Below are 16,574 nucleotides of genomic sequence, written 5' to 3'. Positions count from 1 at the left end.
GGCGGGACCGGGTTTCACCGGGGCCCGTACACCCCACGCCCGGTCCGCGTACTCTGTCCCCCAACCCAGCGCCCCACGCATGAATTGAGCCTTTGGCCATGCCCACAACACCTGAAATGTCGATGGACATGACGACCGTCGGTGAGAACGGTCTTCTCGACACGCTGCAGCACGAGGTCGCGGTCTTCGCGCGCCGTGCCGAACAGACCCGGCTCGGCGGCGTCGGGCAGGTGCGCAACTCCATGGACCGTGCCGCCTACCTGCTGCTCAACCGCCTCGACAAGGAAGGGCCGATGGGCGTCAAGGCGCTCGCGGCGAGCATGGGGATCGACTCCTCGACGGTCACCCGCCAGGTGGCACCGCTCGTGGACACCGGACTCGTCAAGCGCACCTCGCACCCGGAGGACGGCCGCGCCGTGGTGCTCCAGCTGTCGCCGCGAGGGTTGTCCCGCCTTGAGGAGGTACGTTCCTCCAGGCGTCAGCTGATGGACGAACTCACCCAGGACTGGGCCCCCGAGGAGCGCGAGGCGTTCTGCTCCCTCCTCACCCGTTTCAACACCGCGCTCTCGACCCGCATGGCCGCCGCGCCGGAGGCACCGTCGCCCTCCTGACCCTTGACCGCGCCCCCGCTCCTGGCCTCATATGAGACCGGGCCCTCGTCGTACGCGGCCGACGTATCCGTACGCGGCAGACCGATCCGCGCGCGACCGGGCTGCGTTCCCCTCAGGGTCGGCCTCAGGCGGGAGGCGTGGTGCGAGATCGGCAGGTGGCCCAAGGCGCCCGCCGGGCCAGGGAGTTCGAGGCGTTCGTCGCGGGTGCTGCGGGGCGGCTGCTGCAGACCGCCACCCTGCTCACGGCGGAACCGCCGGACGACAACCCGCGCGCGCGGCGGTTGCTGACCCATGCGCTCGCCCACACGTACGCCACCTGGGACCGGCTGCGCGGCGAGGACCCCTACGACCGGACGCGGCAGCAGCTGGCCGTCCGCTTCGCGCGCGGGGCGTGGCATCACCACGGTCTCTTCCGCCCGCCGCCCGGCGGGGCACTGGCCTTTCTCGGCCCGCAGGAGCGGCTGATCCTCGTCCTGCGGCTCTACGAGGGGGTCGCCGCGGAGCAGACGGCCGCGCTGCTCGGGCTGCCCGTGGAGCGCGTGACCACGATCTGTCTGCGCGCGATGGCGACGGTCCTGCATCCCCCGCGCGAACCGGCCCTGAAGAAGGTGGTGAAGGTGGCGCCGTCATGAGTCTGCGGGACCGCGAGGCGGCCGTACGGCAGATCCTGGAGCGCCAGTCGGTGCAGGTGCCGCCCGACCTGTGCGGGGCGGCGGTACGGCGCGGCGGGCGCATGCTGCGGCGCCGCGCGGTGGCCCGGCACGTGCTGTGGGTGCTGCTGGGGGCCGCCGTGGTCGCGTTCGTCGTGTGGGCGCTGACGGTCCGCCCCTGGGTGGAGCCGCCGTCGACGACGACCCCACCCGTGTCGGGCTGGTGAGCGCCCGGGCCCGGGTCTAGCCGAGGGCCTGCTGGAGGTCCTCCAGGAGGTCGTCGACGTTCTCGATGCCCACGGAGAGGCGTACGAGGTCGGCGGGCACCTCCAGGGCCGAACCGGCCGCCGAGGCGTGCGTCATGCGTCCCGGGTGCTCGATCAGGGACTCCACGCCGCCCAGGGACTCGCCGAGGGTGAACACCTTGGCGCGGTTGCAGACCTCGACGGCCGCCTCCTCGCCGCCGGTGACCCGGAAGGACACCATGCCGCCGAACGCCTTCATCTGCTTGGCGGCGACCTCGTGCCCGGGGTGCTCGGGCAGCCCCGGGTAGAGCACGCTCGACACGCGCGCGTGCCGGGTGAGCATGTCGGCGACCTTGGTGGCGTTCTCGCTGTGCCGGTCCATGCGGACGGCGAGGGTCTTGGTGCCGCGCAGCACCAGCCAGGAGTCGAAGGGTCCGGCGACGGCGCCCATCGCGTTCTGGTGGTACGCCAGTTCCTCGCCCAGCTCCTGGTCGCCGACGATCAGTGCGCCGCCGACGACGTCGGAGTGGCCGCCCATGTACTTGGTGAGCGAGTGCACGACGACGTCCGCGCCGAGCGCGAGCGGCTGCTGGAGGTAGGGGGTGGCGAAGGTGTTGTCGACGACCAGCCTGGCGCCCGCCTCACGGGCGATCTGGGCGACGGCAGGGATGTCGGTGATGCCGAGCAGCGGGTTGGAGGGGGTCTCCACCCAGACGACCTTGGTGCGCGGGGTGAGGGCGGCCCGGACGGCAGTCGGGTCGGCGGTGTCGGCCACCGACCACTCCACGCCCCAGCGGGAGACGACCTTCGCGAAGAGGCGGAAGGTGCCGCCGTAGGCGTCGTTGGGGATGACCACGTGATCGCCGGGGCTGAGCAGCGTACGCAGCAGGCAGTCCTCGGCTGCCAGGCCTGACGCGAACGCGAGACCGCGGCGACCGCCCTCCAGGGCGGCGAGGTTCTCCTCCAGCGCGGTGCGGGTGGGGTTGGCGCTGCGGCTGTACTCGTAGCCGCCGCGCAGGCCCCCTACGCCGTCCTGCTTGTAGGTCGAGACCTGGTAGATCGGCGGGACGACCGCGCCGGTGAGGGGATCCGCGGTGTTGCCCGCGTGGATCGCGAGGGTCTCGAAGTGCTGGCTGGTGTGGCTGTCGCTCATGGGTACCGAGCGTAAGCGGTCGCGGGGGTTCGGGGCGCCTCGTGTCCCTGCGGCTTCGCCGGGAGCCGTGTGGGGACCGGAGTTGTCCACAGGGCGACGGGCCGGGTTGGGCAATTGTCGGCCGGGTCTGGAACCCTTGTGGCATGGAGATTCTCTGGGTCCTGATGGCGATGCTCATGATCGGCTTCGTGGCGTGGCCGATCCTGGCGCGCCGCAGGGCCGGCATTCAGCAGGTGGAGGCGGGGCACCCGGACGCGGCGGACCCGGCGGACTACGGGTTCGTGCGGCAGGAGCTGCTGGACGTGCGGATGCCGGGCCCCGACCAGGATCTGCTGGACGTGCTGGACGTGGTGCAGCGTTCCCACGACTACCGGGCGGCGAAGCAGTTGCTGGCCGGTACGGAGGCGGCCGGCGAGGTCCGCTGGCAGCGGGTGCAGGCGTTCGCGGGTGCGGCGGCGCTGGAGCTGGCGCAGCGGCCCGGCGGGGTGGGCGAGACGCCGGGCGGGCAGTGGCTGCGGGTGTGGCGCGCGGAGGCGCCCAAGGATGCGGGCGGTGCCGCGGTGCACGCGGAGTTCCTGGTGCAGCAGGCGTGGCGGACGTCGACGCCCGGCACGGACGACTTCCGGATCATCATGGAGGAGGCCAGGTCGGCGTGCGGTGACGCGGCGCTGCTGGCCCCCGGCGACCCGATCCCGTACATCATCGAGCTGTCGGTGGCGCGTGGCCTGGCGTACCCCCGCGCGGAGTTCGAGCAGCTCTGGCTGAAGATCCTGGACCGTGCCCCGGACCACATGGGCGCCCACATCGCGGCCCTGCACTACTGGTGCGAGAAGTGGCACGGCTCGCGGGAGCTGGCGTACTCCTTCGCCGAGGCGGCGGCGGCCCGTGCCCGGCAGGGGTCGCTGCTCGCGGCCATGCCGCTCTTCGCGGTCTTCGAGCACCTGCCCGAGGTGAACCTGGTGCAGGGCTTCTACCGCAGCGAGGTCGTCACCAAGGCGATCCACGGCGCGCTGTTCGCGGTGCACGCGGCGCGGCCGGACGATCCGATGCTGGCCCATGTCCGCCACCTGCTGGTCTTCTTCCTGGTCCGCTCCGAGCGCTGGTCCGAGGCCATGGACCAGCTCATGCACGTCGACGGGCACGTGGGCGCCCTTCCCTGGACCCTCACCTCCGACCCGGCCGCCGACTACGCGATATACCGGGCCCTGGCGGTGGCGGGCTACGAGGCGAACGGGGGGAGTCCCGCGACGCTGCCGCACTGACCGACCGGGTCGCGGGGCCCGTCCCTCAGGCCGGCCCTTGCGACCCCGCACATCCGTGCGAAATACTCCGCCCCTCACACCTTTTGGTCATGGACACGCCTCAAGCCGTCCGACTTTGACCATTTTCAACGCATAAATGATCGTTCGCGATCTTTCCCGTGGGGGGACCTCTGCCCAATGGGCGCGACCCTGCGCGCACTGCGCGCCCTCGTGCTGCTCGCCGGCTTCTATCTGCTCGGCGTGCTCCTGCTGGCGGCGCTCGCCGGCGCCGACTACCTGCTCTACCTGCATGCGCCCTCCAGCCTCGCCGCCAAGCTCTACGTGGTCTCCGTACTGCTGGCGATCCCGCTGGTCCGCGGCCTGTTCATGCTGCGGACGCCGAAGGGCGAGGATCCGCCGGGCCTGCCGGTGACGGAGGCCGACGAGCCCGCGCTGTGGCGCACCGTACGGGAACTGGCTGCCGCGGTCGGCACCCGGGCGCCGTCCCGGATCGTCCTGACGGCCGACGTCAACGCCGCCGTCAGCGAGGACGCCCGGCTGCTCGGCCTACTGCCCGGACCGCGCCACCTCTACCTCGGCATACCGCTGACGCAGGGCCTGACCGAGGCGCAGCTGCGCGCGGTCCTCGCCCATGAACTGGGTCACTACTCGAACGCGGACACCAGGCTCGCCGCGATCACCGCCCGCGGCCGGGCCCAGGTGCTGCGCACCATCGGGGACTTCGAGGAGCGGGCCGACAGGACCGCGGGACGCGAGCGGGCCCGGCTGGAGAAGAAGAACGCCAAGACCGCGGCCAAGGGGAAGAAGACCAAGGAGATCGACACGACGGGCGCGGGCATCACCTACCGCGCGATGGCGTGGATCTACGCCGGCTACGGCAAGCTCTACATCCGCGCCACGCTCACCGGTTCGCGCCGCCAGGAGTACGCCGCCGACGCCGCGGCCGCCCGGATCGCCGGCCGCGACGCCACCGCCTCGGCGCTGCGCGAGATACCGGCGCTGGACGCCGCGTTCGGCTTCTACATGAACAGCTACGCCACGCTCGGCGCCGAGGCCCGGCTGCTTCCGCCGCGCGGCGAGTTCTTCGGCGGCTACGGGCGGATGCTCTCCGCCCGCCAGCTCGAACTGGTCGGTCTGCGCACCGAGTTGCCCACCGAACCTGCCTCGCCCTACGACTCGCACCCGCCCATCGCGGACCGGGTCGAGCGGATCGAGGCGCTGCCCGCCGACGGCCGCGCGGACGAGGCCCGGGGCGCGGCGCTCGGACTGCTCACCGACCCCGACCGGACCCTGGCAGCGCTGGAGGACGCGGTCCTCACCGAGGACGTCCTGCGGTTCCGGCGCACCGCCGACTGGCAGGAGCTGCTCGACGGCGCCATGGTCGCGAACCTCGCCTCCCTCGACACCGCGCTGCACCGGGCTCTGGCGATGTACACCAAGGGCCACCCGTCCCTGCCCGCGCTGCTCAAGGTCATCGACGACGGTCAGCTGTGGCAGCTGGCACGGCGGCTGCCGCTGTCGGACCAGGCTGCCGAGGCGCAGGGCCGGGCCTTCCGCGAGTTCGCGCGGCCCGCGCTGGCGGACGCGATGCAGGGCATGGTGCTGGCCGAACTGAGCGCCCACTCCCGGCTGAGCTGGGAGTTCTCCTGGTCGGAACCGGCAGCGGTACGGCTGCCGCCCGCGCCGGACGGCACGGAGGCCGACCTGGGCAGCGCGATCGCCGCGGCGGTCGCCGACCACCCCGACACGGGCCCGCTGCGCACGCTGCTGCCCGCGCCCCAGGACCCCGCGAACCGAGAGACGGACGCACCGCGATGACCGTACTGCTCTGGATACTCGCCGTCCTGGCGGTACCGACCGTGCTCTTCGGCCTCTGGATGGCCTGGGTCTTCCTCAAGGAGTTCTTCTCCCCCGGCACCGACGCCGCCCCGGACGTCGCCGAGGCGCTGGGGCTGCTGCCGGCGGAGCGCCAGAACTCCGGGCTCTCGGGTCCCCTGCCGGCGGGCCACGATGCGGCGCTGGCCGCCGTCCGCGGCGGCGACTGGAAGGCGGCCGCCAAGCTGATGCACGACGCCGGCCGGGACTGGGAGCGCCGGTCGTTCACCGCGTATCTGCTGGGCGAGATCGCGGCGAAGGAGGACGACTGGCTGCTCGCCTGGGAGGCGGACCGCCCCGACGACCCGGACGCCGCCGTCGTACGGGCCCGCAGCACCGTGATCCTGGCCTGGAACCTGCGCGGCGGGAAGAAGGCCAAGTACACGACCGGCGAGCAGTTCGGCGGCTTCCACCGGATGCTGGAACGTTCCCGCGAGGAGATCGGCCGGGCGGCGGCGCTCAACCCCGACGACCCCACGCCGTACATCACCGAGATCTGGGTCGCGCTGGGGCTCGGCTACCCGAACTCCGAGATGGACGGGCTGTGGGCGGAAATCACCGCCCGCGCCCCGCACCACTACGAGGCCCACTTCTCGGCACTGCAGTACTGGTGTGCGAAGTGGCGGGGTTCGGAGAGGCTGGCGGTGGAGTTCGCCGAGCGCGCGGCGGCCCAGGCCCCCCTCGGCAGCCTGCTCACCGCGTTCCCGCTCATCGCGCACTTCGAGCACGACACGTCGGACGACAACAGCGTCGACCGTACGCCGCGGATGATCGGCCGCGTGGACGCCGGCCTCGCGGACGCCGCCGCCGCCGACCCCGCCCACCCGCGCCTGCCCGAACTGCGGCACCTGCTCGCGTACTACCTCGCCCTGCAGGACCGCGACGACGCCGCGCTCGAACAGTTCAGGCTGGTCGACGGGTACGTCAACGCCCTGCCGTGGCGCTATCAGGGCGACGGCGAGGCGATGGCCGCGTTCTACTGCCGCATCCGGAACGCCTCGGCGGGGGCGGTGGCGGCGGCGTCCGCGACAGACTGAACGGGCTGTGCGGGCTGTGCGGGCTGTGCGGGACCGAGCCCGCGCGGACGCCGGACAGAACGCGGGGCGGTGCCAGGAACGTTCACCAGGCACCGCCCCGCGAGGCCGCGCCGAGCTGTCGTTCACCGTGCCCGACCGCCACACCGTCCTCAGCGCCCCGCTCGGCACCACCGGTCCCGGATGCCGGGCACCGGCCGGCTGCGGGGCCTCCGCCTTCCGCCGGGCCGTCTCGCGGGGTCAGCCCTCCGTGCGGGCGGGCAGCCGCCATCCCGGACGCGGGAAGTGGCAGGTGTAGCCGTCCGGGTAGCGCTGCAGATAGTCCTGATGCTCGGGTTCGGCCTCCCAGAAGGGGCCGACCGGCTCCACCTCGGTGACGACCTTGCCCGGCCACAGACCGGAGGCGTCCACATCCGCGATGGTGTCCTCGGCGATCCGCTTCTGCTCGTCGTCCACGTAGTAGATCGCCGAGCGGTAGCTGAGGCCGATGTCATTGCCCTGGCGGTTCTGGGTGCTCGGGTCGTGGATCTGGAAGAAGAACTCCAGGATCGCGCGGAAGTCGGTTCCCGCAGGGTCGAAAAGGATCTCAATGGCCTCCGCGTGCGTGCCGTGGTTGCGATACGTCGCGTTCGGCACGTCACCCCCCGTGTATCCGACCCGGGTCGCCACCACCCCCGGGAGCCGGCGGATCAGGTCCTGCATTCCCCAGAAACACCCGCCCGCCAGCACGGCCCTCTGCGTCTGCGCAGCCATTGTGGCCCTCCCATACGTGTCAGCTCGGTGGCTCGGCGTACTCGGCTCGTACGCCATCGCCATCCGACGCCCACCGACCTCAACGCGCGAGGGCGCCGGGCGATTCCACCCCCACCCAGCGGGGTCGCGCCCGCTCCTGGTCGCGTACCCGGCCGGGTCACCGGACGGTGAAGTCCGCCGCCTCGGTGTCCATGGTCGTGGTGCCGTCCTCGGCGGTGGCCAGGACGGCGACGTGCCAGGCGCCCCGCGGGGAGGACTTCGCGTCGGAACCGGTGACCTTGACGCCGTACGTGCAGTGCACGGTGTCCTTTCCGGAGGACTTGCATACGGCAGACTCCGCGCCGGCCATGTCCTTGGCGGTCAGCCCGTCCTTGGCGAAGGACGAGTCCTGCGGCCATGCCAGCACCTTCACGCTCTTGACACCGGAGGACGCCGTGACGTCGGTGGCGAAGGTGAGCGAGCCGTCGCGGTCGCCGTGGGGAGCGGCGTAACGCGCGGCGCTGTGCGCCAGCTTCACCGACTGGTCTCCGGCGTAGGCAAGGGTGAGGGCACCGGCACCACCGAGGACAACGACACCGGCGGCCACGGACAGAGCAGTACGTCGGGACATAGGAGACTCCATAAGAATCCGAGCTGAATCGGGACGGCACTCTCTGCGCCGCTCCCCCGATACTCGCCGCGCAGGGACCCGCCGGACATGAGCGCACCTACTCAACTCAACCTGAGTAGACGGGTGTTGCACCCTGGTGCGCATGGCAGCGACGGCTCCGCAGTTGCCGACGGCCGTGTACGGCCCAGACGGCTCCTACGCCGACCTCTCGCTGCGCTCCACAGAGTGATCCGCGAGCCGGTCACGCACCCGTGCCGTCGCCGACTCCGCCAGCCGATGAAGCGACGAACACCGCCAAGCAGCGGTCCAGCCCCACTGTGTCCCGAACGAACTGCAGGCGGGCGAGGTCGGCGGCGCCATGTGCCTTCAGGGCGAAGCCCTCGACCAGAGCGCCCGCCCTGCCGGTCCGTATCCTTCGGCGCGCTCCATCGTGGAACCCTGACGCCGCTGCTCGATCATCCCTTGGGATGATGTCCCGCTGCGGCAGGCACCAAGGCTGGTGGCGGCGGGAAACGGGCAGGCCACCGCGGCGATGCGAGGTCCAGCCCGCTGCCGGCGCCGGCTCGCGCTCACCGCCCGTGGCCGCCCCCGTTCGGCTCGAATCCCGCCAGCATCTGTTCCAGGGCCGCCTGGTCGGGGCCGGTGAAGGGCGGGGCGTCGGGGGCGGTGGCGAGGGTGTCGAAGAGGGAACCCGTGATGCCGGTGGCCGGGGGGAGGTGGGTGGAGAGGACGAGGTCGGGCTCGCGGTCCTTGAGCGGGCCGAAGGTCGCCAGGTACTTGTCCTTGTCGACCGTCCTGACCCAGGGGCTGTCCACCGTGGCCCACAGCAGCTGAGCCATGCGCAGGTCGTCGGCGGGCACCTCGCGGACGTCGTCGACCTGGGCGAGTCCGGCCGTGGGAAGGGGCGCGCCGAAGCAGTCGGAGCTGAAGCAGACGCCGGAGCGGTCGTCGAAGAAGCCGACGGTGGCGGGGTTGTCGAACAGGGGCGGGCGGAAGCCGGTGAGGGTGCGGTCGCCGATGTCCATCGACTCACCCGGGTTCAGCAGATAGCAGCGGTCCAGGGGCAGGGGGCGTTCGCAGGAGAGGATTCCCGCGCCGACGAAGGTCGTCACGACCCGGGCGTCGGGCGCCGCCGCGAGCAGGTCGAAGAGGCCGCCCGTGTGGTCGCGGTCGGGGTGGGTGAGCCAGATCCAGCGCACGTCCGCCGGGTCCAGGACGGTGGCGAGCGTCTCGACGAAGTCTCGGTCGGGCAGGCCGAGCCCGGTGTCGACGACGACCGGCTGGGCGGCCGACAGCACGAAGGCGTTGACCGGGATGTGGCCGATGCCCGGGACCTCCAGGCTGTCGGCGAGGACGGTGATGTCCGGGCGGACCGTGTGGACGGTGCCGGGGCGGACCTTCTGAAGGGGCATGTCGCCCTCCTCCGCACCCCCCGGGTGGTGATCGCTGCGCGGCCGCGTGCCGTGTGTCTTCTCCCCGCTCCATCGTCCGGCTGTGGGGGTGAGCCCGCATCCGGACGGGATGGGTCCGCATCCGGACGGGGTGGGTCCGGGGGTCATGGGTAGGGGGCGGGTGAGGTGTCTCGCCCCGCCGCCCCTGCTCATGCCCAGCACATGGGAAAGCAGCGGCCGCGGCCGCTGCTTTCCGGACCGGCTTTCTCAGATCGTCGACGTGTCGATCACGAAGCGGTAGCGGACGTCGCTCGCCAGCACCCGCTCGTACGCCTCGTTGATCTGGTCCGCGCGGATCAGTTCGATCTCGGCGCCGAGGCCGTGCTCGGCGCAGAAGTCGAGCATCTCCTGGGTCTCCTGGATGCCGCCGATGCCGGAGCCCGCGAGGGTCTTGCGGCCGGCGATCACCGAGAAGAGGTTGAGGGCGACGGGCTCCTCGGGAGCGCCGACGTTCACGAAGGCGCCGTCGGTCTTCAGCAGGGAGAGGTAGGCGTCGAGGTTCAGCGGGGCCGAGACCGTCGACACGATGAGGTCGAAGGTACCCGCGAGCTCCTTGAAGGTCGCCTCGTCGCTGGTCGCGTAGTAGTGGTCGGCGCCCAGCTTCAGGCCGTCCTCCTGCTTGCGGAGGGACTGCGACAGGACGGTCACCTCGGCGCCGAGCGCGTGGGCGATCTTGACGCCCATGTGGCCGAGGCCGCCGAGACCGACGACGGCGACCTTCTTGCCGGGGCCGGCGTTCCAGTGCCTGAGCGGCGAGTACAGGGTGATGCCGGCGCACAGCAGCGGCGCGGCCTCGTCGAGGGCGATGCCGTCGGGGATGCGAAGGGTGAAGGCCTCGTCGACGACGACCTTCTCCGCGTAGCCGCCGTAGGTGGGCTCGCCGTCCTTGCCGATGGCGTTGTAGGTGCCGACGTTGCCCTTGAGGCAGTACTGCTCCAGGCCCGCGCGGCAGTTCTCGCACTCGCGGCAGGAGTCGACCATGCAGCCGACGCCGACCTTGTCGCCGACGGCGAACTTGGTGACACCGGAGCCGACGGCCTCGACGACACCGGCGATCTCGTGGCCCGGGACCATCGGGAAGATCGCTTCGCCCCAGCCCTCGCGGGCCTGGTGGATGTCCGAGTGACAGATACCGGCGTACTTGATGTCGATCAGAACATCGAACTCACCGACGTCGCGGCGCTCGATGGTGGTGCGCTCCAGCGGAGCCTTGGCGGCGGGCGCCGCATAGGCGGCAACAGTGGTGGTCATGCCGGGATTCTCCTGATCGTCGTCCCGCAACCGGCCTGCCTTCCGGCCGGGTGCGGATACCAGCCTGCCCGAAGTCACAGGGTTCACCCAGGCCACGGCTTTGCGTACGTCCGCTGGTCCTACCACTGGCGGGGTCAGGCTCCCCGGCGTACGACCGTGAATACTTGCCGTATGGACGAACAGCCCGAAGCAGCGCAACTGCCACCCCTCGGTGAGGCCGGAGCCGCCGGTGCCCTGGACCGGCGCGCCGAGCTGAGCGAGTTCCTGCGCACCCGCCGGGCCCGGCTGAAGCCGGAGGACGTGGGGCTGCCGGCTTTCGGGCGGCACCGGCGGGTCCCCGGGCTGCGCCGGGAGGAGCTGGCGCAGCTCGCGGGGGTGTCGGTGGCGTACTACACGCGGCTGGAGCAGGGCAACGGGCGCAATGTGTCGGCGGAGGTGCTGGACGCCATCGCGCGCGCCCTGCGGCTGACCGACGCCGAGCACGCGCACCTCACCCACCTCGCGAAGCCGAAGGCGCACAAGAAGAAGCGGTCGGCCCGCCCCCAGCAGGTGCGCAGCTCCCTGCGGCAGCTGATCGACACCTTGGACGTGGTCCCCGCGTACGTCACCGGCCGGCGCTCGGACATCCTCGTCTGGAACCGGATGGCGGCGGCGGTGTTCGGGGACTGGTCGGAGTTGCCGGCGCAGGAGCGGAACTGGGCGCGGATGGTGTTCCTGCGGCCCGACTACCGGGATCTGTACCTCGACTGGGACCAGAAGGCGGCCGACATCGTCAGCTATCTGCGGATGGACGCGGGCTGTCACCCGGACGATCCGCTGCTGTCGGCGCTGGTGGGCGAGTTGTCGGTGAAGAGCGAGGAGTTCCGGCGGCTGTGGGCGACGCACGACGTGAAGGAGAAGAGTCACGGCGTGAAGCGCATGAGTCACCCCCTGGTCGGTGAACTCACCCTCTCCTTCGAGACGTTGCAGCTGCCCGACGATCACGAGCAGAGTCTGATCACTTACCACGCCGAGCCGGGATCCCCTTCGGCCGACGCCCTCCGCCTCCTGGCCAGCTGGGGCACGGACGCGCCTCGGGCACCGCGGGTGACGCCGTAGCCGGGTGCCACGACGTCACCCCGGATGCCCTCTGCCACGTCCCGTCTGCCGCGGCGTGGCTCGTCTGCCGCGGCGCGGCTCGGATGGAAGTCCTCAGACGGGTGCCTCAGACGGGTGCCTCAGACGGGTGCCTCAGACGGGTGCCTCAGACGGGGTGCCTCAGACGGGGTGCCTCACCTGCCGAAGTACGCGTCGTGGATCGTCACCGTCGACGTGTTCCCCTGCTTGTCGGTCACCTCGGCGCGCAGCGAGACGCTCTTCCCCGCCGCCGGGGTCCGGTGCGTGAACGCGCCCTTCTTCACCGCGACCTCGGTCCACTTCCGGCCGTCGCCCGACACGTACACGGACAGTGACCTGAGGTTGTCGCCTGCGGCCGCGCCCTGCACGGTGACACGGACGGTGGCCCTGCCGCCCGCCGGAGCGGTGCTGTCGAGGCCGAGGAACGGGGCGCCGAAGCGGACCGTCGACACCGGCATCTTCGTGTCGCGCGCGGTCTTCTCGGAGGTGAAGGTCCAGCTCGCGTCGATCCGGGACGAGGCCCTGGCCAGGTCGGCGGAACGGGTGAGGGAGGTCGTCAGCCGGTAGGCGGCGCGGCCCGCCGGGAGCCTGAACTGGCCCGACCCGTCCAGCGCGTCCTCGCCCGCAGCGAACTTCTCGCCCTCGCGGTACAGGATGGTCGTCACCTTCTCGTAGACGGACGCTCCCGCGTGCCCCCGGCCGTCGGCGAACATCGGCAGCAGGCCGTACAGGTACGCGCCGTCACGCCGGATGCCGTGGCTCCCGGCGATCCGCGGTCCGAAGATCCCGACGTTGAAAGTCTGCGCGTACGTCCGGCCCGCCTCGAAGGTGCGGCTGTCGCCGGTCGTGTAGTAGGCGTCCAGGAGCGGGAAGCCCTGCTCGTCCTCCGCGCCGTACTGCTCGAAGTCGAGGACCCATGACACCCCGTTCGCGGCGGACAGATACAGCGTGTGCTTGCCGGGCACCGGCTGCGGGACGCCCACGGCGGGCGAACCGGAGCTGCCGGGAAGCTGGGCCCAGGCGAGGACCGCGCCCTTCTTTCCGGTGCCGGAGGCGCCCAGGCCGGTCCGCACGGTGGCCAGTTCGCCCTTCTTCCAGTGCTTGGTGCAGCCGGTGGCGAGCTTCTCGACCTTGCCTCCGCCGGCGGTGGCGTACTGCGCGGTGCCGCCCCCGGTCCACTGGCCGGCCCAGGTCTGGCTGAGCCTGCCGCCGGCGGTACGCGGGCCGAGGTGCGCGGTGCGGAACCCCGCGTACGTGTCGAGCAGCCAGCCGGAGGAGTACTGTTCCTCGCCCACCGTCAGGGCGAACTCCGGTGCCGCGAGGACCTGTCGGGCGGCGGGATCGGGCACGGAGATGTCCACCGGTTTCGTCGTGCGGGCGTCCAGCGTGAGGGAGATCCGCCGGTCGACGGTGAGCGTCGGCCGGGCGAGCCAGTCCACGCCCTTGGCGGAGTCCTCCGGGTCCACGACGATCCCGGCGTTGAGGATGTAGTCGCCCTCCGGTACCCGGAGATCGACCGTGCCGTCCTGGTCGTACGGCGTGAACCACGTGTTCCGGGCGAGCCCGGAGACGCCGGTCAGGTCGAGCACGTGGTGCACGGCCGGTGCGCCGTCCCGGCCGACCGTCTTCAGCGTGACGTCGTACGACTCCGCCTCGCGCTGTACGGCCGCCGCCGTGCGGACGCCCTGGCCGCCGCCCTTGGCGGTGACGTACGCGGAGTAGGCGCCGTCGAGGTTCCCGCCGAGCCTGGTGTTCACGATGAGGTCGACGGTGGCCCTGCCGCGGGCCGGGACGGTGACCTTCCTGGCGCCGAGCTTGAAGAAGCCGGCCGGGGCGGGTTTGCCCTTGGGGTTCATGCCGGTCACCGCGAGGGTGAGGGTGACGGCCTTCGTGCCGAGGTTCTTGTAGGTGAGCTTCTTGGCCACCGGCTTGTCGTCGGTGTGCGGCCACCGGTGGACGCCGAAGTCGACCGAGACGGGCCGGGCGACGACCTTCTGCTTGATCGCCCTGTCGACGCGGATACGGCCCGATCCCTGCTCGAAGGGGGTGTACGCGCCACCCTTGGCGGACGCGACGAGGGCGGCCTTCAGTTCGGCGTACGTCCACTTCGGGTGCTGTTGCTTGAGGAGGGCGGCGGCGCCGGCGACATGCGGGGTCGCCATCGACGTACCGGAGATCGTCAGGTAGCCCTTGGGCTTCTGGCCGACCTCGCGCTCGATGACGCTGCCCGGGGCCGCGGCGGCGGTGATGGCGACGCCGGGCGCGGTCACGTCGGGTTTGATCCGGCCGTCGAGGGTGGGACCCCGGCTGGAGAAGGAGGCGAGCCGGTCCTTGTCGTCGACCGCGCCGACGGTGAGCGCGGCGGCGGCGCTGCCCGGCGAGCCGACCGTCCCCGCGCCCCAGTCGCCCTCGTTGCCCGCGGCGACCGCGAAAAGGATGCCCTTCTCGGCGGAGAGCTTGTTGATCGCCGCCTCCATCGGGTCTGTCTCGGGGGTGTCGCCGCCGCCCAGGCTGAGGTTGACCACGTCGGCGCCCTGCGCGGCGGCCCAGTCCATACCGGCGACGATGCCGGAGTCGTCGCCGTAGCCCTCGTCGCCGAGCACCTTGCCGTTGAGCAGCTTGGCGCGGGGCGCGACGCCCTTGTACGTGCCCCGGGAGCCGGCCCCGGTGCCGGCCGCGATGGAGGCGACGTGCGTGCCGTGGCCGTACTTGTCCGTGGTGTCGGGTGAGGTGGAGAAGTTCTTGGCGGCCTTCACCTGGCCCTTGAGGTCGGGGTGGGTCGCGTCGACGCCCGTGTCGAGTACGGCGATGGTGACGCCCTTGCCGTCGAAGCCGGCCTTCCATGCCTTCGGGGCGCCGATCCGCGCGACGGACTTGTCGAGGGTGACCTCGCGGACGCCGTCCAGCCAGAGGTGGGCGATCCCGGTGGCGGTGGTGCCGTCGGCGTCGGTGACCGCCTTCCACAGCGCGGCGGCGTCGTCCCCGGGGGTGAGTACCGCTTCGGCGTTCAGTGTCCGCAGGGTGCGGCGGACCTTGGTGTCGCCCGCCGCCCGCACGTCGGCCCGGGCGTCGGCGGCGGTTCCGGTGTAGCCGACGATCAGCTTCAGGCCCTGCTGCTGGGCGGCGCGGGTCGCCGACGTGTTCAGCGCGGTGATGTCGAACAGCCGTCTGTCGACCCGGCCGGCGGAGATGAGCCGGGCCGCGTCGGCCGGCAGGACATAGGTGTGGCCGTCGGCCTCGCGCACCGCCAGGGGGACGCCCTCACGGCCTTTGGCCCGCTCCAGGCCGAGCACGCGACCCCCGGCGTCGACGAGGACGCGGTCACCGGTGACGAGCGTGATGCGACGGCCTGCCGCGAGGCCGGCGGCGGTCACGCCTCCCACGCCTCCGACGCCGGTCACGCCCGCAAAGCCCGCAATGCCCGTCACGCCCGCCATGCCCGCCATGCCGGTCACGCCGGTCACGCCCGCCACGCCCGCCACGCCGGTCATGCGCTCGGATATCGCGGACGCCGGGCTGGTCGGGCCCGCCGTCAGCGCCACGGCGGACACCATGGCGATCGCACCCGTGCACGCGCTCTTGGTGTGTCTGCGCAAGTCTCCCCCTTGATCCGGTTCATCCGGCCAGGGGACCTTCCGCACACATACACGTCAATTCCCCCGGTCTACGCAGTATGACCGGGGGTCAACTCACGTCACATACCTCGCGAGTGGGCGCAAAGCGGCGAACCCGGGCCACGCACGGCCCGCACGCGCCCGGGCTCCACACCAACGCGCCCCACGCCCTGGGAACTCACCGGATTCCACCCCATGAGGGCAGGCGCTCACGCCCCGGCGTTCTCCTTCACCGTGATGCGCCCCTTGCGGATGGTCGCGACCCGAGGGGCCTTCCTCGCCAGCGTCGAGTCATGGGTGACCATGATGAACGTGAGGCCGTGCTCCTTCCACAGCGTCTCCAGGACCTCCATGATCTCGTCGCGCATGGACTCGTCGAGGTTGCCGGTGGGCTCGTCCGCGAGCAGCACCTTCGGCCGCTTCACCAGCGCGCGGGCGATCGCGACGCGTTGCTGCTGGCCGCCGGACAACTCGGCCGGAAGATGTCCGAGCCGCTCCCCGAGCCCCACCGACCCAAGCGCCTCCGCGGCCCGCTGCCGCCGCTCGTTCGCCCTGACCCCGAGCGGCACGAGGGCCGTCTCGACGTTCTCCTGCGCGGTCAGCGTCGGGATCAGGTTGAAGCTCTGGAAGACGAACCCGATGTTCTCGCCGCGCACCCTCGTGAGCTTCGCCTCCGACAGCCTCGCCAGATCGGTCCCGTCGAGTTCGACGCTCCCGTCGGAGGGCTTGTCCAGCCCCCCGAGCATCTGCAGCAACGTGGACTTCCCGCCCCCGGTGGGCCCCTGGATGACCAGACGGTCCCCGTCGGCGATGGTGAGATCGACCCCGTCGAGGGCGGTGACGGTGTCCTTGCCGCGCGCGTAGCGCTTGGTGACGCCGGTCAGTACGTACATGTGGACTCCCTGAATTCGGATGGACCTGGCTGTGGGGCGGGCGCCTTGGCCGCCGC

Annotated in this window: 14 protein-coding genes; 7 read left to right on the top strand and 7 right to left on the bottom strand. The window is 71.7% G+C overall.

The features are described from left to right. The first annotated feature begins 116 nt into the window (after positions 1 to 116). The 3 genes from ACWCRJ_RS13415 (at position 117) to ACWCRJ_RS13405 (ending at position 1,488) form a co-directional block, all read left to right on the top strand. Positions 117 to 611 carry a MarR family winged helix-turn-helix transcriptional regulator gene (locus tag ACWCRJ_RS13415; RefSeq protein WP_450939595.1) on the top strand — a complete coding sequence of 165 codons (495 nt, stop codon included), beginning with the start codon at positions 117 to 119 and terminating at the stop codon, positions 609 to 611. Between the two features lie 140 nt (positions 612 to 751). Next, positions 752 to 1,243: a sigma factor-like helix-turn-helix DNA-binding protein gene (locus ACWCRJ_RS13410; protein WP_450939422.1), complete on the top strand. Its 492-nt coding sequence runs from the start codon at positions 752 to 754 to the stop codon at positions 1,241 to 1,243. Further along, on the top strand, positions 1,240 to 1,488 hold the full coding sequence (locus tag ACWCRJ_RS13405) for a hypothetical protein (protein WP_450939421.1): 249 nt from the start codon (positions 1,240 to 1,242) through the stop codon (positions 1,486 to 1,488). The genes ACWCRJ_RS13410 and ACWCRJ_RS13405 overlap by 4 nt, the downstream gene beginning before the upstream one ends. A gap of 16 nt (positions 1,489 to 1,504) precedes the next feature. Here the strand turns inward: ACWCRJ_RS13405 and ACWCRJ_RS13400 are convergent, their stop codons facing one another. Continuing rightward, entirely contained in the window at positions 1,505 to 2,659 is a 1,155-nt protein-coding gene (locus tag ACWCRJ_RS13400; protein WP_450939420.1) for a cystathionine gamma-synthase, read from the bottom strand. Positions 2,660 to 2,802: 143 nt separating this feature from the next. Between ACWCRJ_RS13400 and ACWCRJ_RS13395 the strand changes: the two genes are divergently transcribed. The 3 genes from ACWCRJ_RS13395 to ACWCRJ_RS13385 all read left to right on the top strand — a co-directional run bounded on the left by ACWCRJ_RS13395 (position 2,803) and on the right by ACWCRJ_RS13385 (position 6,833). Beyond that, positions 2,803 to 3,921: a hypothetical protein gene (locus ACWCRJ_RS13395; protein ID WP_450939419.1), complete on the top strand. Its 1,119-nt coding sequence runs from the start codon at positions 2,803 to 2,805 to the stop codon at positions 3,919 to 3,921. Positions 3,922 to 4,098: 177 nt separating this feature from the next. Further along, a complete protein-coding gene (locus ACWCRJ_RS13390) occupies positions 4,099 to 5,739 on the top strand; it encodes a M48 family metalloprotease (RefSeq protein ID WP_450939418.1) in 1,641 nt (546 codons plus the stop codon). Beyond that, entirely contained in the window at positions 5,736 to 6,833 is a 1,098-nt protein-coding gene (locus ACWCRJ_RS13385; protein WP_450939417.1) for a hypothetical protein, read from the top strand. The genes ACWCRJ_RS13390 and ACWCRJ_RS13385 overlap by 4 nt, the downstream gene beginning before the upstream one ends. Before the next feature lie 237 nt (positions 6,834 to 7,070). Here ACWCRJ_RS13385 and msrA read toward each other — a convergent pair whose 3' ends face one another. From msrA to ACWCRJ_RS13365, 4 genes are all read right to left on the bottom strand, one after another. Then, positions 7,071 to 7,583: a peptide-methionine (S)-S-oxide reductase MsrA gene (gene msrA, locus ACWCRJ_RS13380; protein WP_450939416.1), complete on the bottom strand. Its 513-nt coding sequence runs from the start codon at positions 7,581 to 7,583 to the stop codon at positions 7,071 to 7,073. Between the two features lie 157 nt (positions 7,584 to 7,740). Beyond that, entirely contained in the window at positions 7,741 to 8,193 is a 453-nt protein-coding gene (locus ACWCRJ_RS13375; RefSeq protein ID WP_450939415.1) for a DUF5707 domain-containing protein, read from the bottom strand. 569 nt (positions 8,194 to 8,762) lie between these two features. Continuing rightward, positions 8,763 to 9,605 carry an MBL fold metallo-hydrolase gene (locus tag ACWCRJ_RS13370; RefSeq protein WP_450939414.1) on the bottom strand — a complete coding sequence of 281 codons (843 nt, stop codon included), beginning with the start codon at positions 9,603 to 9,605 and terminating at the stop codon, positions 8,763 to 8,765. A gap of 246 nt (positions 9,606 to 9,851) precedes the next feature. Then, entirely contained in the window at positions 9,852 to 10,895 is a 1,044-nt protein-coding gene (locus ACWCRJ_RS13365) for an NAD(P)-dependent alcohol dehydrogenase (RefSeq protein WP_450939413.1), read from the bottom strand. A gap of 171 nt (positions 10,896 to 11,066) precedes the next feature. Between ACWCRJ_RS13365 and ACWCRJ_RS13360 the strand changes: the two genes are divergently transcribed. After that, on the top strand, positions 11,067 to 11,993 hold the full coding sequence (locus tag ACWCRJ_RS13360; RefSeq protein WP_046916392.1) for a helix-turn-helix transcriptional regulator: 927 nt from the start codon (positions 11,067 to 11,069) through the stop codon (positions 11,991 to 11,993). 173 nt (positions 11,994 to 12,166) lie between these two features. Here ACWCRJ_RS13360 and ACWCRJ_RS13355 read toward each other — a convergent pair whose 3' ends face one another. Both ACWCRJ_RS13355 and ACWCRJ_RS13350 read right to left on the bottom strand, forming a co-directional pair. Next, positions 12,167 to 15,607: a S8 family peptidase gene (locus tag ACWCRJ_RS13355; protein WP_450939412.1), complete on the bottom strand. Its 3,441-nt coding sequence runs from the start codon at positions 15,605 to 15,607 to the stop codon at positions 12,167 to 12,169. 227 nt (positions 15,608 to 15,834) lie between these two features. Beyond that, the gene (locus tag ACWCRJ_RS13350; RefSeq protein WP_450939411.1) at positions 15,835 to 16,518 is read right to left on the bottom strand and encodes an ABC transporter ATP-binding protein; all 684 of its coding nucleotides are present in this window, start codon (positions 16,516 to 16,518) and stop codon (positions 15,835 to 15,837) included. Positions 16,519 to 16,574: the final 56 nt, after the last annotated feature.

This window comes from Streptomyces sp. NPDC002324, from assembly GCF_053593335.1.
This window is presented reverse-complemented; position numbering and strand designations above follow the sequence as displayed.

Excerpts from the sequence above, each read along its gene's own strand:
- ACWCRJ_RS13415 (WP_450939595.1), top strand. The coding sequence starts at position 117 with ATGTCGATGGACATGACGACCGTCGGTGAGAACGGTCTTCTCGACACG.
- ACWCRJ_RS13375 (WP_450939415.1), bottom strand. The coding sequence starts at position 8,193 with ATGTCCCGACGTACTGCTCTGTCCGTGGCCGCCGGTGTCGTTGTCCTC.
- ACWCRJ_RS13360 (WP_046916392.1), top strand. The coding sequence starts at position 11,067 with ATGGACGAACAGCCCGAAGCAGCGCAACTGCCACCCCTCGGTGAGGCC.
- ACWCRJ_RS13405 (WP_450939421.1), top strand. The coding sequence starts at position 1,240 with ATGAGTCTGCGGGACCGCGAGGCGGCCGTACGGCAGATCCTGGAGCGC.
- ACWCRJ_RS13400 (WP_450939420.1), bottom strand. The coding sequence starts at position 2,659 with ATGAGCGACAGCCACACCAGCCAGCACTTCGAGACCCTCGCGATCCAC.
- ACWCRJ_RS13365 (WP_450939413.1), bottom strand. The coding sequence starts at position 10,895 with ATGACCACCACTGTTGCCGCCTATGCGGCGCCCGCCGCCAAGGCTCCG.
- ACWCRJ_RS13350 (WP_450939411.1), bottom strand. The coding sequence starts at position 16,518 with ATGTACGTACTGACCGGCGTCACCAAGCGCTACGCGCGCGGCAAGGAC.
- msrA (WP_450939416.1), bottom strand. The coding sequence starts at position 7,583 with ATGGCTGCGCAGACGCAGAGGGCCGTGCTGGCGGGCGGGTGTTTCTGG.
- ACWCRJ_RS13385 (WP_450939417.1), top strand. The coding sequence starts at position 5,736 with ATGACCGTACTGCTCTGGATACTCGCCGTCCTGGCGGTACCGACCGTG.
- ACWCRJ_RS13390 (WP_450939418.1), top strand. The coding sequence starts at position 4,099 with ATGGGCGCGACCCTGCGCGCACTGCGCGCCCTCGTGCTGCTCGCCGGC.
- ACWCRJ_RS13395 (WP_450939419.1), top strand. The coding sequence starts at position 2,803 with ATGGAGATTCTCTGGGTCCTGATGGCGATGCTCATGATCGGCTTCGTG.
- ACWCRJ_RS13370 (WP_450939414.1), bottom strand. The coding sequence starts at position 9,605 with ATGCCCCTTCAGAAGGTCCGCCCCGGCACCGTCCACACGGTCCGCCCG.